This window comes from Variovorax xiamenensis, assembly GCF_050916385.1.
Classification (GTDB): domain Bacteria; phylum Pseudomonadota; class Gammaproteobacteria; order Burkholderiales; family Burkholderiaceae_C; genus Variovorax.
Genome location: NZ_CP139038.1, coordinates 3187196 through 3202880, shown reverse-complemented (window position 1 = coordinate 3202880; position 15685 = coordinate 3187196). Strand labels below are relative to the sequence as shown.

Sequence of the window (15685 nt, the reverse complement as noted above, 5' to 3'; positions counted from 1 at the left end):
CGCATCGACCGCGCATTGATTCCAAAAGCGCAAAAGGAAACATCATGGCAAAAGAAGGCATCCACCCGAATTACCGCGAAGTCCTGTTCGTCGACATGTCGAACGGCTTCAAGTTCGTGACCCGTTCGTGCGCGAACACCAAGGAAATGGGCAAGACCGACGACGGCCGCGAACTGCCGCTGTTCAAGCTCGACACCACGAGCGAATCGCACCCGTTCTACACCGGCACGCAGAAGTCGGTCGACAACATGGGCGGTCGCGTCGAGAAGTTCCGCAACCGCTTCGGCAAGACCACCGGCGCCGCCTCGAAGTAAGGTACGCGCTTTTGCGTCGAGGGCAGCCCGGTTTACCGCGCTGCCCTTTTTCTTTCCGAATCCTGCCTCTTCCCACCACTTGAACCAGCCCACCCCCGCGATCGTTGCCCAGAGCGCCGTGCGCCGGCTGCCGCGCATCGCATTGCTCCTGCTCTGCGCAGCTTATCTGCTGCCGGGGCTGGTCGGGCGGGGCCCCTGGAAGAGTGCCGACATCACTGCCTTCGGCTACATGGCCGAACTGGCCCGCAGCACCGAAGGCATCGCGCGCTGGTTCGATCCGATGCTGCTGGGCCTGCGCCCCGAAACCCCGGCCCTGGTCCCCTACTGGATCGGCGCCCTGGCCATCAAGATCGCCCCCTCCTGGATCAACCCGGACCTGGCCGTTCGCGTCGCTTTCGCATTCCTGCTCTGGGGCACATTCACGGCCACCTGGTACGCCGTGTACTACCTGGCCCGCACCGCGCGCGCCCAGCCCGTGGCCTTTGCCTTCGGCGGTGAAGCCCGGCCCACCGACTACGCGCGAGCCATCGCGGACGGAGGCCTGCTGGCGCTGATTGCCTGCCTCGGCCTTGCCCAACTTGGCCACGAGACCACGCCCGCGCTGGCCCAGCTCTTCTTCGCCTCGCATCTTTTCTATGGTGTGGCCGCGCTGCCCTACCGCCGCGCCGGACCCGTGATCGCGCTGGCCGTGGGCACCATCGGCATCACGCTGAGCGGCGCCCCCACCGTCGGGCTTGCGCTGGCCGTCGGCGGTGCTCTCTACATCGCCTACGAACGCCGGCTCGCCGCGCAGTCCGCCAGCGAGGATTTCGCCGACGACGAGAGCAACGGGCCCGGTTACACGCGCGGCGCGCTGCTCACGATGATCGGCATCACCGCCCTGGCGGCGGTGCTCGTGTTCAGCCTGAAGCTGCCGACCTGGAAGATCACCGTGGCCGGCAGCACCCTGATGGGTGACTTGCGCAGCCAGGCCAAGCTGCTGGTCTGGTTCACCTGGCCTGTCTGGCCCCTCGCCATCTGGACGCTCTGGCGCTGGCGGCGGCAGCTCACGGCGCGCCATGTCGCACTGCCCTTCTGGTTCGCGCTGGTGCCACTGGCCGCCACCTGGACCACCGACTACTCCGACCGTTCGCTGCTGCTGGCGCTGCCCGCTTTCGCCACGCTCGCAGCATTCGCCCTCCCCACCTTTCGGCGCAGCGCCGCGGCGCTGATCGACTGGTTCAACGTGCTGTTCTTCAGCGGCCTCGCCGTGCTGGGCTGGATCTACTGGATCGCCATGCAGACCGGCGTGCCGCCCAAGCCAGCGGCAAGTGTCGCGCGGCTGGTGCCTGGCTTCGTCCCCGAGTTCTCGCCGATTGCGGTGGTGCTCGCCGTGGCCGCGACCATCGCCTGGTGCTGGCTGGTGCGCTGGCGCACGGGACGGCACCGCGCCGCGCTCTGGAAGACGCTGGTACTGCCGGCCGGCGGCACGGCCCTGTGCTGGATGCTGCTGATGACCCTGTGGCTGCCGCCCATCGACTACGCGCGCAGCTACGTGCCGCAGATCCGCGCCGTGGCCGAGCGCGTGGGCCAGCCGCGCTGCGTTGCGGAGCTTGCGCTGAGCCGTCCGCACATCGCGGCGCTGCGCCATCACGGCAACTTTAACGTGCAGCCGCTGCTGCTGGGTACCGACTGCCCTTGGCTGCTGGTGAGCCCCGACACGATCGAGCGCCTGCACACCATCATTCCTTTCGACCAGTGGCGCTTCGCCGGCACTCTGCGCCGCCCGAGCAGCCCAGCCGACGACCTCCTGCTCTACGAGAAGATCACGCCGCAGTGAGGGGCGAACGGGCTCTGATCGCGCGGCATGCGGGCACGGTGCTCGTCGGCCAACTGGCCGTGATGGCCTTCGGCGTGACCGACACCATCATCGCCGGCCGCTACTCCGAGCAGGCATTGGCAGCGCTGTCGGTTGGCGCCGCGGTCTTCGTCAGCGTCTACGTCTCGCTGATGGGCGTTCTGCAGGCGCTGCTGCCCATCTGGGCCGAACTGCACGGCGGCGGGCGCGGTGACGAGGTGGGCCGTTCGGTGCGGCAATCGCTGTACCTCGCGGCCATCGCCATCGTGGTTGGCATGACGATCCTTCTGCTGCCGGGGTCTGTCCTGCAATGGACCCAGGTGCCGGAGCAGATGCGCGGCGAAGTCGAGTCCTACCTTGCCGTGCTGGCCTTCGCGCTGGCGCCCGCCCTGCTCTTTCGCCTGTTCAGCACGCTCAACCAGAGCCTGGGCAGGCCCCAGCTCGTGACGTGGCTTCAGTTGGGCTCGCTGGTCGTGAAGCTGCCGCTGTCCATCTGGTTCACTTTTGGTGGCGCGGGCCTGCCGGCCATGGGCCTCGTGGGCTGTGGCTGGGCCACGCTTTGCGTGAACTGGACCATGCTCGGCTGCGCCGTCTGGCTGCTGCGCAACCGGCCGTTCTATGCCGACTACGGGCTCTGGAAACGTATCGAGGCTCCCGACTGGCAGCAGATCCGCAAGTTCGCGCGCCTCGGGGTGCCGGGCGGCCTTGCGGTGCTGGTCGAAGTCACTTCGTTCACGCTGATGGCCCTGTTCATCGCCCGGCTCGGCACGGCCGCCGCAGCGGCGCACCAGATCGCGTCGAACCTGCTGGCGGTGGCTTACATGACGCCGCTGTCGCTGGCCATTGCCACCAGCGCCCGTGTGAGTTTCTGGCTCGGCGCCGGCGATGCCGCCAGGGCGCGTCATGCCTGCCGCCTGGGCTTCGAGCTGACCGCCCTGTGCGCGCTTTTCTATGCAGCGGTCATGGCCGTGCTGCGCAACGAGCTGGCCAACGTGTACTCCGACAACCCGGCCGTCATTGCGATGGCCGGCTCGCTGCTGCTTGCCGTGGCGCTGTATCACTTCGCCGATGCCGTGCAGACCTTCTGTGTGTTCGTGTTGCGCTGTTATCGGGTCACGCTGGCACCGCTGGTGATCTACTGCGCGATGCTGTGGGGGCTGGGCCTGGGTGGCAGCTATCTGCTCGCCTACCGTGGCCTCGGCCCCTGGGCCGCCATGCAATCGCCGCTGGCGTTCTGGATCATGAGCGCCGCCGCACTCGCCCTGACGGCCCTGCTGTTTGGCGCGCTGCTGCGCTGGACGATGCGCCGGCGCGCAAGATAGAGCGAACGAAGGCGAAGGCCCCGTTGGCCTACTGCTTGGCCATCACACGTGCCTCGCGCACGCGCGCCGCCGGAAACACCAGCGCGAAGCGGGAGCCCTTGCCCACCGTGCTCTCGATACGCAGTTCCGCACCATGCCGCTGGGCGATGTGCTTGACGATCGCCAGCCCCAGCCCGGTGCCCCCGGTTTCTCGGGAGCGGCTGCGGTCGATGCGATAGAAGCGCTCGGTCAGCCGAGGAATGTGCTCGGCGGCGATGCCCGGGCCGGTATCTTTCACGGCGTACTCGCCGCGCCCGTCCGGCAGCACCCGCCAGCTCACGGCCACCTCGCCACCACCGGGCGTGTAGCGGATGGCGTTGCTCAGCAGGTTCGACATCGCGCTCTGCAACTCGGTAGGCGCGCCCGAAACCTCCGACTCGGCATCGACGGTGAACGACAGCCGGTGCCCCTGAGGCGTCAGGCGCCCTGAAAGGCCGCGCCCTTCGTCTTCGCACTGCGCAAACAGCGCGCGAATGCGAATCCACTGGCTGCCGGAAGGCGGCGCGCTGCCTTCAAGCCGCGACAAGGTCAGCAGGTCGTTCACCAGCGTTTCCATGCGGTGCGACTGCTGCCCCATCAGCGACAGGTATCGCGTGCGCTCATCCGCATCGAGCGGCAGGTTCTGCAGGGTCTCGACGAAGCCCGCCAGCACCGTGAGCGGCGTGCGGATCTCGTGCGATACGTTCGCCACGAAATCGCGTCGCATCGCCTCGGCCTGCTCGAGCGCGGTGATGTCACGGGTGAGCAGCATGCGGCGATTGCCGGCATAGGGATGCACCTGCACCGACAACCGCACCGGATGGCTGCGCTGATGGCCATGGGCGAGCCCGGAGGCATCGATGACCACGTCGCGGCTGTAGTTCCAGGATGCGAGGTACGCCACGAAGGCGGGGTCGCGTACGAGGTTCGCAAGATGCTGTGCCAGGTCACGCTCGGCATCGATGCCGAACTGGCTGGCCGCCGTCTGGTTGCACCACTCGATGCGGCCCTGCTCGTCGAGCAGCACCACGCCATTGGGCGAGGCCTGGATTGCCGCAAGGAACTCCTGCAGGCGGTCTTCGGCCTGCCGCGTCTGCTGCTCGCGGTCGCGCAGAAGCTTGCGGATGCGCTCCGACAACTCGCCCCAGACGCCCGGCCCGCGCGACGGCAGCCCAGCGGCATCGTTGCGCAGCACCCGCATCAGGCGGTCGGCACGCCACGCGTCCAATCCCAGCCAGAGCACCGCGCCAAGCCAGGCACCGAGCCAGCCGAATTTCCAGCCAAAAATGCCGATAGCGCCCACTCCTACGACGAGGGACGCTATTAAAAAGGTAGCAATTCGAAAAGGCATGGCGGGCGATTATCCGCGCCCGCGGCCGATGGGGCCCACAGCGGTCAAACCGTGACTTGAGCGGTCAGGCGGTAGCCCGCTCCGCGGACGGTTTCGACCATCGGCGCCGCCGCACCCAGCGATTCGCGCAGGCGCTTGACGTGCACGTCGACCGTGCGCTCCTCGATGTAGACGTGGTCACCCCACACCTTGTCGAGCAGCTGCGCACGGCTGTGCACGCGCTCGGCATGCTGCATCAGGTAGGCCAGAAGCTTGAATTCGGTCGGCCCGACCTTCAGTGCACCGCCCTGCCAGGTCACGCGATGCGTGGAGGTATCGAGGGCAAGCTCACCGATTTCGACACGCTCCGTGACCACTTCCGGTGCCCGGCGGCGCAGCACCGCGCGGATGCGGGCCAGCATTTCCTGGGTCGAGAATGGCTTGGTGATGTAGTCGTCGGCGCCGGCATCGAGGCCGGCGACCTTGTCGGGTTCGTCGCCGCGCGCGGTCAGCATCAGGATCGGGATGGCCTTGGTGCGCGGGTCCTTGCGCCACTGGCGCGCGAGCTGCAGGCCGCTCTGGCCGGGCAACATCCAGTCGAGCAGGATCAGATCCGGCAGGAAGGCGTCGATCTCACGCTGGGCTGCGGCGCCATCTTCCGACCAGATCGGCTCAAAGCCGTTATGGCGCAGGTTGACGGCGATCAGCTCGGCGATCGAGGACTCGTCTTCGACGATCAGGACTCGGGGTTTCTTCATGCTTTCTTTGGAGTCTTGCCGCGGTTGTTACTGCAGCGCGGACTCGATTTCCTGCATCGAAGTGTGCCGCACATCGGCACCCTTGACGATGTAGATGATGAATTCGGCGATGTTCTTCGCGTGATCGCCGATACGTTCGATGGCCTTGGCCAGGAACAGCAGATCCAGGCTGGCCGAGATCGTGCGCGGGTCTTCCATCATGTAGGTGACCAGCTTGCGCACGAAACCGTCGAATTCCTTGTCGATCAGGTCGTCGTCCTTCAGGATCGACAGCGCCGCGGCGGTATCGAGCCGGGCGAAGGCATCGAGCGCCTTGCGCAGCAGGCCTGCCGCCAGGTCGGCTGCGATGCGCAGCTCGGTGGTCGGCAGTTGCCGGGCCGCCCCGCTTTCGATGATCGACTTGACCATGCGCGCGATCTTGTTGGCCTCGTCGCCCACGCGCTCGAGGTTGGCGGTGGTCTTGCTGATGGCGATCAGCAGGCGCAGGTCGCGTGCGGTCGGCTGGCGGCGCGCGATGATCGACGACAGCTCGCGGTCGATGTCGATTTCCATCGCGTTGACGCGGTGCTCGGTTTCCATCACGCGGTTGGCCGCTTCGGGATCGAACTGCAGCAGCGCGTACACGGCCTGGTTGATCTGCGATTCGACCATGCCGCCAAGCTCCATCACGCGCGACGAAACGCCGTTGAGCTCGCTGTCGAACTGGCTGGAGAGATGTTTCTCGGTCATGTTGTCTCCTTTGACTTCAACCGAAACGGCCGGTGATGTAGTCCTCGGTCTCCTTGCGCTGCGGCTTGAAGAACATCTGTTCGGTGGCGCCGAACTCGATCAGGTCGCCGAGATACATGTAGGCGGTGTAGTCGCTGCAGCGGGCGGCCTGCTGCATGTTGTGCGTGACGATGACCACCGTGTATTCGTTCTTGAGCTCGGCGATCAGCTCCTCGATCTTCGCGGTCGAGATCGGGTCCAGCGCCGAGCAGGGCTCGTCGAGCAGCAGCACTTCGGGCTTGATAGCGATGCCGCGTGCGATGCAAAGACGCTGCTGCTGGCCGCCGGAGAGGCCGGAGCCGCTTTGCTGCAGCTTGTCGCGCACTTCGGTCCACAGCGCGGCCTTCTTCAGGGCCCACTCGACACGGTCGTCCATTTCGCTGGACGAGAGGTTCTCGAACAGCTTCACGCCGAAGGCGATGTTGTCGTAGATCGACATCGGGAACGGCGTGGGCTTCTGGAACACCATGCCGACCTTGGCGCGGATGAGAGCCACGTCCTGCTTCGAGGTGAGCAGGTTCTCGCCGTCGAGGGCGATGGTGCCCTCGGCGCGCTGCTCCGGATAGAGCTCGAACATGCGGTTGAAGGTACGCAGCAGGGTCGACTTGCCGCAGCCCGACGGGCCGATGAAGGCCGTGACCTTGTTCTCGGGAATTTCGAGGTTGATGCCCTTGAGCGCGTGGAACTTGCCGTAGTAGAAGTTCAGGTCCTTGACCGAGATCTTCGAGCGCGACGGTTGTGCGACGGTATTTGGCATGTTGTTTTCTTCTTCCGGGTTCAATGTTTGTTGCGCGTCAGTACCCGCGCCAGGATGTTGAGGGCAAGCACGGCAATCGTGATCAGGAACACACCGGCCCATGCCAGCTGTTGCCAGTTCTCGTACGGGCTCATTGCGAACTTGAAGATCGTGACCGGCAGGCTGGCCATCGGCTGGCTCACGTCGGCGGTCCAGAACTGGTTGTTCAGCGCGGTGAAGAGCAGCGGCGCGGTCTCGCCGGCAATACGCGCCACGGCCAGCAGCACACCGGTGACCACACCGGCACGGGCAGCGCGCAGCGTGATGTTGGTGATGACGCGCCACTTCGGCGTGCCCAGCGCATAGGCGGCTTCGCGCAGGCCCGGCGGCACCAGCTGCAGCATGTTCTCGGTGGTGCGGATCACCACCGGAATCACGATCAGCGCGAGTGCAATGGCACCAGCCAGACCGGAGAAGGTCTTGAAGTAGGCCACCACCACGGCATAGACGAACAGGCCGATCACGATCGACGGCGCCGACAGCAGGATGTCGTTGACGAAGCGCGTGACGGAGGAGAGCCAGCCCTTGGGGTTGTACTCGGCCAGGTAGATGCCGGCCATGATGCCGATGGGCGTGCCCACGAAGGTGGCCAGCATGACCATCACGAACGAGCCGAAGATCGCGTTCGCGATGCCGCCCGCCTCGTTCGGCGGCGGCGTCATCTGGGTGAACGTGGCGATGGCGAGGCCACCCACGCCCTGGCGCAAGGTTTCCCAGAGGATCCAGATCAGCCAGAACACGCCGAAGGCCATTGCGGCGAGCGACAGCGTGAGCGCGATCTTGTTGACGCGGTTGCGCGCGGCGAACTTGGCCTGGCGCGTTTCGGCCAATGCCTTGGCCACGAGAAGATTCTGAGCGGTGCTCACGACTTGGTTCCTTCGCTCTTCTTCATCTTGGCCAGCAGCATCTTGGAGAGCGACAGCACGACGAAGGTGATGAAGAACAGCACGAGGCCGAGGTACATCAGCGCGGCCTGGTGCAGGCCCGCGCCGGCTTCGGCGAATTCGTTGGCGAGTGCCGAGGTGATGCTGTTCGCGGCCTCGAACACGGAAAGGGAGTTGAGCTGGTTCATGTTGCCGATCACGAACGTGACCGCCATCGTTTCACCCAGCGCCCGGCCGAGGCCGAGCATGATGCCGCCGATCACACCAGCCTTGGTGTAGGGCAGCACCACCTTGGAGACGACTTCCCAGGTGGTGGACCCGAGGCCGTACGCCGACTCCTTCAGCAGCGGCGGTGTCACCTCGAACACGTCGCGCATCACCGAGGCGATGAACGGGATGATCATGATCGCGAGGATGATGCCGGCCGACAGGATGCCGATGCCAACGGGCGGACCGGACACCAGTGCGCCGAGGTACGGCACGCCGGAAAGCAGCTTCTGCAGCGGCTGCTGCACCCAGGTCGACAGGATCGGCCCGAACACCAGCAGGCCCCACATGCCGTAGACGATGGAAGGCACGGCCGCCAGCAGTTCAATGGCCGTACCCAGCGGGCGCTTGAGCCAGCTGGGCGAAAGTTCGGTGAGGAAGAGTGCAATGCCGAAGCTCACCGGCACCGCGATCACCAGTGCGATGAACGAGGTGGCCAGCGTGCCGTAGATCATCACCAGGCCGCCGTACTCGTCCTTGACCGGGTCCCACACGCTGCTCGTGAGGAAGCCGAGGCCGTATTTCGAGATGGCGGGCCAGGCGCCGGCAACCAGCGACAGCAGGATGCCGATAAGCATCGCGAGCGTCAGCAAGGCGGCGCCCTTGGCGGCCCAGCCGAACAGCCGGTCGGCCATGGGGCCGGAGCGCGGTGCCTTCACAGGCGGCGGAGGTGCGGTGGCACGACCACGCTCGGCCGCGAGGTCGAGGGAGGTGGTGGCGGCAGGAAAGGTGGATGACACTGGTCGCTCCGGCAAAGACGAAAGCGGCGCGTCCTCGAGCGAAGAATTGCTCATGGGCGCGCCGTCCTGGACTGATGGGTAGGTTTACTTGAACGCGACGGCCTTGCCCGACGAGTCCTTCACCTCACCCCATGCCTTCGCGATGGTGGCCTTCACGGCGTCGGGCATCGGCACGTAGTCGAGCTCGTCGGCCGTCTTGTCACCGCTCTTGTAGGCCCAGTCGAAGAACTTGAGCACGGTGGTCGCGTTGGCGGGCTTGTCCTGCACCTTGTGCATCAGGATGAAGGTGGCGCCGGTGATCGGCCATGCATCCTTGCCAGCCTGGTTGGTCAGCACCTGGTAGAAGCTCTTGTTCCACTCGGCGCCGGCGGCGGCGGCCTTGAATGCCGAGTCGTCGGGCGACACGTAGGTGCCGGCGGCGTTCTGCATCTGGGCGTACGTCATCTTGTTCTGCTTGACGTAGGCGTATTCGACGTAGCCGATGGAGTTCGGCAGGCGGTTCACGAAGGCGGCAACGCCTTCATTGCCCTTGCCACCCGCGCCGGTGGGCCAGTTCACGGCCGTACCTTCGCCGACCTTGGACTTCCACTCGGCATTGACCTTGCTCAGGTAGTTGGTGAACAGGAAGCTGGTGCCCGAACCGTCGGCGCGGCGAACCGGTGCGATGGCAGCGTCGGGCAGGTTCAGCGAACCGTTCAGGGCCTTGATGGCGGGGTCGTTCCACTTGGTGATCTTGCCCAGGTAGATGTCGCCCAGAACCTGGCCGTTGAGCTTCAGTTCGCCGGGCTTCACGCCCTGGATGTTGACCACGGGGATCACGCCGCCGATGACGGTGGGGAACTGCATCAGGCCCTTGGCCTGGAGTTCGTCGTCCTTCAGGGGAGCATCCGAAGCGCCGAAGTCGACGGTCTTGGCTTCGATCTGCTTGATGCCGGCGCCCGAGCCGACCGACTGGTAGTTGATCTTGACGCCGGTGGCCTTGTTGAAGTCGGAAGCCCACTTGGCATACAGCGGAGCCGGGAAGCTGGCGCCGGCGCCAGTCACATCTTGTGCGAAGGCAGGAATGGAGAACATCGCGGCCACGAGACCGGCTGTTGCAAATTTGAACGTCGTTTTCATGAAGCTTCCTTTTAGAAGTAAGAAGTAGTCCCTTTTCGGGCTTGGGACGGACTCTAGAAAGCTTGTGTGACATCGATGTGACACCCCTCTATCGAGGGAAAATGCCTTTATTTCATCGGTGTTTCGTGTGACGCTGTCACACAACCGTCATTCGGCACCCCTAGCCTTCCGAACCTCGCCGCTGCGCGATTCGGGAGGCGGCGCGCCCTGTCACGGCGCTACGATCAAACACAAAGAATCCCCGCCCTCTCTTTCAGAACACATGCAAAACGGCACCCGCCTCGCAGCAGTCGACCTGGGGTCGAACAGTTTCCGGCTCGAAATCGGACAGGTCGACCATGGCCAGATCCACCGCACCGAATACCTCAAGGAGACGGTGCGCCAAGGCAACGGCCTGGACAGCGCGCGCAATCTCACCACCGAAGCGATGCAGCGCGGTTGGGACGCCCTCGCACGCTTCGGAGAGCGCCTGGCAGGCTTCAAGCGCTCGCAGGTGCGGGCCGTGGCCACGCAAACCCTGCGCGAAGCACGCAACCGGGAAGAATTCCTGTTGCGCGCACGCACCATTCTGGGGTTCGGCATCGACGTGATCCCGGGGCGCGAAGAAGCCCGTCTTATTTACCAGGGTGTGGCGCACATGCTGCCGCACAACGACGCATCCGACCGCGAACGCCGGCTGGTGGTCGACATCGGCGGGCGCTCCACCGAAATGATCATCGGCCACGCCCTGGAAGCCGACCGCATGGAGTCGTACCGCGTCGGCAGCGTCGCTTGGTCGATGAAGCACTTCGGAGAGGGCCTTTTCACCCAGACCGCCTTCCGTGCCGCCGAAGTCGCGGCCAAGGCCGTGCTCGACGATGCGCTCGGCAGCTACACGCGCGACCAGTGGGACGTAGCCTACGGCGCCTCGGGCACCATCGGCGCGGTCGGCGATGTGCTGGCCGCGGCCGGCGGCGAGCCCGGACTCGTCACGCGCGAGGGGCTCGACTGGCTGCTCGATCGGCTGCTCAAGGCCGGCAGCGCCGACAAACTGCGCATCGATGGCATGCGGGAAGACCGCAAGGCCGTGATCGGCGGCGGCCTGAGCGTGCTGCGGGCGGTGTTCGACCTGCTCTCCATCGACGAGATGAAGGTCGCCCAGGGGGCCCTGCGCCACGGGGTGCTCTACGAGCTGCTGGAGCGCGACGAGAGTGTTGCCGACATGCGCACCACCACCGTGGGGCGGCTGGCCAACCGATTCGCGGTCGATCCGGAGCAGGCTCGGCGTGTGGGCGATACCGCTGCTGCCCTTTTCGTGCAGCTGTCACCCGCCGCACGCGGTGGCAGCACCACCAACCGGGCCGGCCGCGCGCTGCGCAAGCTCGGGTGGGCCGCGCAACTCCATGAGATCGGCACGCAGGTATCGCACAGCGACTATCACAAGCACGGCGCCTACATCCTCGACAACACCGATGCGCCGGGCTTTGCAGTCAACGAACTGCATGCGTTGGGCCAACTGGTGCTCGGCCAGCGCGGCAAGCTTCGCAAGCTCGAGGCATCGCTGGACGATGAAACCTTCGTGATGCAGTTGCTGTCGCTGCGGCTCGCAGTGATCCTGTGCCACGCACGGCGCGACCCCGATCCGCAGGCGCTTCACCTCGCGGCGCTGGGTGCACGGGCCTTCACCATCGCCTGCGCGCCGGACTGGGCCGAGGCATATCCGCAATCGGCGCATCTGCTGCGCGAAGAAGTGCTGGCCTGGCAGAAGACCAGCAACTGGCGGGTGGAGCTCAGCGGCTGCTGAGCGGCCGCCTCAGCCGCTCCTTCCTTCTTAGTTATCCAGTCAGAGCAGCTCCGGCGACTGCACCGTCACCACGACGGTCTGCACGTCGCCATCGCGCTCGCGCGTGCGAATCCACCACAACGCCCCCTTGCGCACCGGGCAGCTGTCCTGCTTCAGGCCCAGCAGCAGCGAGATCGCCTGCCCTACAGATGGCTGATGGCCGATCATCAGCACCACCGACTTGCCATTGGGCCAGCCGGCCGCGCCGAGCAGCGCCTCGGCGGTGGTGTCGGGGGCCAGCTCCGAACGCAGCTTGTATTTACGGCCCAGCGCCAGCGCCGTCTGTTCGCAGCGCCGCGCCGGACTGCAGATGATGCGCGTGCCATCCGGCAACTGGCGATCGAGCCAGGCGGCCATCCGCTTCGCCTGCTTCTCGCCACGTGCGGTGAGCGAGCGCTGCATGTCGTCGCACCCCTCGGTCCAGTCCTCGGCTTCGGCATGACGCCAGAAGATCAAGTCCATGGTCATCGTCTTTCGATCGTCAGTTGCTTGATGCATCTCTGAGATGCCCTCGTGATGCATAGCGGTTCATGAGCGCCGCCTGCGCACCATGGGCCTCGACGACGGGCGACGCACCCGCTTCGCCCGAATGCGTATCGTGATTGACCCGCATGTACGTGCCGTCCGCGCCCAGGTCCCAGGCGTCGCGGCCATCGTGCAGATAGGCCACCAGGCATTCGTCGATCAGCCGTTGGCGCAGTCCGGGGTCCGTCACCGGCCATGCGAGTTCGACACGCCGCATCATGTTGCGGTTCATCCAGTCGGCGCTCGACAGGTACAGCGACTCATCCTCGCCGTTGCGGAAGTAGAAGACTCGCGAATGCTCCAGGAAGCGGCCGATCACCGAGCGCACCCGGATGTTGTCGGTCACGCCCGGCACCTGCGCGGGCAGCGTGCACGCACCGCGCACGATCAGGTCGATCTTCACGCCCTTCTGCCCGGCGCGAACCAGCGAGGCGATGATTTCGTCGTCGGTCAGTGCATTCATCTTGGCGACAATGCGCGTCGGCTGGCCGGCCGCGGCGGCCAGACCCAAGGCATCGATCTGGGCGATGACGTTCTTGTGCAGGTCGAAAGGTGCCAGCCACATGCGATTGAGCTTCGGCAGGCGGCTCTGGCTCGCAAGGTGCACGAAGACAGCTTCCATGTCGGCTGTCAGCAGCGGATCGGCCGTGAGGTGGCTGATGTCGGTGTAGAGCCTGGCGGTGCGCGGGTTGTAGTTGCCCGTGGAAAGATGGCCGTAGCGGCGCAGCTGCTTGCCCTCGCGGCGCGTTACCAGCAGCATCTTCGCGTGCGTCTTGAGGCCCACCACGCCATACACCACCTGTGCGCCGATCGACTCGAGCATCTCGGCCCAGTTGATGTTCGCTTCTTCGTCGAAGCGAGCCTTCAGCTCCACCACCACCGTGACTTCCTTGCCGCGGCGAACGGCTTCGCGCAGCAGGTCCATCATTTCCGAGTCGGCGCCCGTGCGGTAGATGGTCTGCTTGATCGCCAGCACCTGTGGGTCTTGCACCGCTTCGCGCAGAAAGGCCAGCACGCCTTCGAAGCTCTCGAATGGCTGGTGGATCAGCACATCGCCTCGCTGCAGTTGCTCGAAGAACGACTGGCTGGACGACAAGGTGACGGGATAGGACGCGCGATACGGCGGAAAACGCAGCTGCGGCTCGTCGAGCAGGTCGGCCAACTGCGTGAGCCGGGCCAGGTTGACGGGGCCATGCACGCGATACAGCGCCTCGGGCGGCAGGTTGAACTGCGCCAGCAGGAAGCTCGCGAGCGATTCGGCACAGCTCGCCGAAACTTCGAGACGCACAGCCTGGCCATAGTGGCGGTGCTGCAGGCCCTGGCGCAGCGCAGTGCGCAGGTTTTTGACGTCTTCCTCGTCCACCGCAAGATCGGAATGCCGGGTGACGCGGAACTGAGAGAAATCGCCGACCTCTCGCCCAGGGAACATGCTGCCCAGATGCGCACGCACCACGCTGGAGAGCGCCACGAACAGCGTCTTGCCCTCCGAAACCTTGGCCGGCATCTTGATCAGGCGCGGCAACACACGCGGCAGCTTGACGATCTGGATCGGGTTTTCACGCCCGAAAGCATCTTTGCCCCCCAGCCTCACGATGAAGTTGAGCGACTTGTTGGCCACCTGGGGAAACGGATGCGCCGGATCGAGACCGACCGGAATCAGCAGCGGGCGCACCTCGCGCTCGAAATACTCGCTGACCCATTTGCGCTGCGCCGGGTTGCGTTCGCCGTGCGAAATGATGCGGATGCCGTGCATCGCAAAAGTCGGCATCAGCTCATCGTTGTACAGCTCGTACTGGCGCGCCACCAGCTTGTGGGCAGCCTCCGCCAGGCGCTCGAACGATTCGACCGTGTAGGTGCCCTTGTGGTCACCGGCGCTGCCCGCGATCAGATGGGGCGCGGCGCGAACCTCGAAGAACTCGTCGAGATTCGACGAAACGATGCACAGGTAACGCAATCGCTCGATCAGGGGCACTTCTTTGCGATGCGCCCAATCGAGCACGCGTTCGTTGAACGAAAGAATGCTGTGATCGCGGTCCAGCAACGTGAACTCGGGTGCCGCAATGTCGACGGACGGGTCTGCGGAGGCGGGTGACATGGACACTGATTCTGAAGCAGGCGACACAGGAGGAAACACAGGCTGAAATATGACAGTGTCAGCCCCTCTTGTGACAGTTCCATGACTATTCGGTGACGCCTCGGATCCAGCGGATTGCTGGCCGAGGGCACCAGATGAGGGAGCGAGCGGCCCGGTTTCGGGCCGGTCGGCCGCCGGCTTCATGCGCCCAGGAAGTGCTTGCGGTAACGCGCCGGCAGGTCGTCGATGCGCATCAGCATCGGCAGGTCGGCTGCGTTGAAATCCGGGTCCCAGGCGGGCGCACCGAGCACCTTTGCGCCCAGGCGCAGGTAGCCCTTGATGAGCGCCGGGGGCTCCACGTCGAGCGTGCTGTCGAGGCGCTCGACCGGCAGCGGCAGGCGGGGCTGCACCTGATACTGGATAGGCGCCATGTGCTTGGCCGAAACCTGGCGCCAGATGCTGGCGGCGGCGTCGCCGTTCGTGACACCGTTATGTGACATCGGAATGCTCGCGCAGCCGATCATCGTGTCCAGCTTGTTGCGGTGCATGAACCCTGCCAGGGCCCCCCAGAGCGCAAGGATCACGCCGCCCTGGCGGTGATCGGGGTGCACGCAGCTGCGGCCGAGCTCCACCATGCGCTCGCGCAGGTCGCGCAGGCGGGTGAGGTCGAATTCAGTATCGCTGTAAGTGCTGCCGACCCGGCGGGCCTGAGCCGGCGTGAGCACGCGGTAGGTGCCGATGACTTGCTGGGTCAGCTCGTCGCGCACCAGAAGGTGCTCGCAGAAGTCGTCGAAAAGGTCGATGTCGTGGCCGGCCAGCGGCGAGGAAACCCGGGCGCCCATTTCACCAACAAACACGTCGTAGCGAAGACGCTGGGCAGCGCGTACGTCGTCGACGTGGCGGGCCCAGCCGACGGTGATGCCTTGCTTGGACTCGACGGCCTGCGGCAGGATGACTGCGGGGGCCTGGGGCACCGACGTACGAGCGGCAACCGGGGAAGCGTTGGTTGCAGGAGCGGGCCACAAGGCCGCGCGGAGCCCGATCTGCGAAAGCGGAAACGTCGGGTTGGGCAGTTCTTTCATGGGGAAACCCTTTCTGCCGAGGGAGTCTC

The 15685-nt window shown here is 65.5% G+C and carries 14 protein-coding genes; 4 read left to right on the top strand and 10 right to left on the bottom strand.

Features of this window, described 5'->3' with window-relative positions; all coding sequences use genetic code 11:
* Nucleotides 1-44: 44 nt before the first annotated feature.
* The 3 genes from SFB74_RS14550 to SFB74_RS14540 all read left to right on the top strand — a co-directional run bounded on the left by SFB74_RS14550 (nucleotide 45) and on the right by SFB74_RS14540 (nucleotide 3473).
* Nucleotides 45-314 carry a type B 50S ribosomal protein L31 gene (locus tag SFB74_RS14550; protein WP_019653042.1) on the top strand — a complete coding sequence of 90 codons (270 nt, stop codon included), beginning with the start codon at nucleotides 45-47 and terminating at the stop codon, nucleotides 312-314.
* A gap of 79 nt (nucleotides 315-393) precedes the next feature.
* Entirely contained in the window at nucleotides 394-2133 is a 1740-nt protein-coding gene (locus SFB74_RS14545) for a hypothetical protein (protein WP_432731490.1), read from the top strand.
* Complete coding sequence (locus tag SFB74_RS14540; RefSeq protein ID WP_432731489.1) at nucleotides 2130-3473, top strand: MATE family efflux transporter; 1344 nt, start codon at nucleotides 2130-2132, stop codon at nucleotides 3471-3473. The genes SFB74_RS14545 and SFB74_RS14540 overlap by 4 nt, the downstream gene beginning before the upstream one ends.
* A gap of 28 nt (nucleotides 3474-3501) precedes the next feature.
* On the opposite strand, the gene phoR is transcribed toward SFB74_RS14540, so the two are convergent.
* From phoR to pstS, 7 genes are read right to left on the bottom strand one after another with little or no spacing between them, the layout of a single operon-like run.
* Nucleotides 3502-4842 (bottom strand): phosphate regulon sensor histidine kinase PhoR, encoded by a 1341-nt coding sequence (phoR, locus tag SFB74_RS14535; protein ID WP_432731488.1) that lies wholly within the window; start codon nucleotides 4840-4842, stop codon nucleotides 3502-3504.
* Between the two features lie 44 nt (nucleotides 4843-4886).
* Nucleotides 4887-5579, bottom strand: a complete 693-nt coding sequence (phoB, locus tag SFB74_RS14530; protein WP_007836652.1) for a phosphate regulon transcriptional regulator PhoB — start codon at nucleotides 5577-5579, stop codon at nucleotides 4887-4889.
* A 27-nt stretch (nucleotides 5580-5606) separates the two neighbouring features.
* Nucleotides 5607-6308 carry a phosphate signaling complex protein PhoU gene (gene phoU / locus SFB74_RS14525; RefSeq protein WP_184638458.1) on the bottom strand — a complete coding sequence of 234 codons (702 nt, stop codon included), beginning with the start codon at nucleotides 6306-6308 and terminating at the stop codon, nucleotides 5607-5609.
* Nucleotides 6309-6324: 16 nt separating this feature from the next.
* Nucleotides 6325-7104, bottom strand: a complete 780-nt coding sequence (gene pstB, locus SFB74_RS14520) for a phosphate ABC transporter ATP-binding protein PstB (RefSeq protein WP_432731487.1) — start codon at nucleotides 7102-7104, stop codon at nucleotides 6325-6327.
* A gap of 20 nt (nucleotides 7105-7124) precedes the next feature.
* On the bottom strand, nucleotides 7125-8009 hold the full coding sequence (gene pstA / locus SFB74_RS14515; RefSeq protein WP_432731486.1) for a phosphate ABC transporter permease PstA: 885 nt from the start codon (nucleotides 8007-8009) through the stop codon (nucleotides 7125-7127).
* Complete coding sequence (pstC, locus tag SFB74_RS14510; RefSeq protein WP_432731485.1) at nucleotides 8006-9088, bottom strand: phosphate ABC transporter permease subunit PstC; 1083 nt, start codon at nucleotides 9086-9088, stop codon at nucleotides 8006-8008. The genes pstA and pstC overlap by 4 nt, the downstream gene beginning before the upstream one ends.
* 30 nt (nucleotides 9089-9118) lie before the next feature.
* Complete coding sequence (gene pstS, locus SFB74_RS14505) at nucleotides 9119-10153, bottom strand: phosphate ABC transporter substrate-binding protein PstS (RefSeq protein WP_432731484.1); 1035 nt, start codon at nucleotides 10151-10153, stop codon at nucleotides 9119-9121.
* A gap of 262 nt (nucleotides 10154-10415) precedes the next feature.
* Here pstS and SFB74_RS14500 point away from each other — a divergent pair, with 262 nt between their 5' ends.
* Nucleotides 10416-11936 (top strand): exopolyphosphatase, encoded by a 1521-nt coding sequence (locus SFB74_RS14500; protein WP_432731483.1) that lies wholly within the window; start codon nucleotides 10416-10418, stop codon nucleotides 11934-11936.
* Between the two features lie 39 nt (nucleotides 11937-11975).
* Here SFB74_RS14500 and SFB74_RS14495 read toward each other — a convergent pair whose 3' ends face one another.
* Genes SFB74_RS14495 through SFB74_RS14485 form a run of 3 tightly spaced genes read right to left on the bottom strand, consistent with a single transcriptional unit; the run spans nucleotide 11976 to nucleotide 15656 of the window.
* On the bottom strand, nucleotides 11976-12437 hold the full coding sequence (locus tag SFB74_RS14495) for a SixA phosphatase family protein (RefSeq protein WP_171022539.1): 462 nt from the start codon (nucleotides 12435-12437) through the stop codon (nucleotides 11976-11978).
* A 19-nt stretch (nucleotides 12438-12456) separates the two neighbouring features.
* Nucleotides 12457-14778: a polyphosphate kinase 1 gene (gene ppk1 / locus SFB74_RS14490; protein WP_432731482.1), complete on the bottom strand. Its 2322-nt coding sequence runs from the start codon at nucleotides 14776-14778 to the stop codon at nucleotides 12457-12459.
* Nucleotides 14775-15656, bottom strand: a complete 882-nt coding sequence (locus SFB74_RS14485) for a GNAT family N-acetyltransferase (RefSeq protein WP_432731481.1) — start codon at nucleotides 15654-15656, stop codon at nucleotides 14775-14777. Before SFB74_RS14485 ends, ppk1 begins: the two co-directional genes overlap by 4 nt.
* Between the last annotated feature and the right edge of the window lie 29 nt (nucleotides 15657-15685).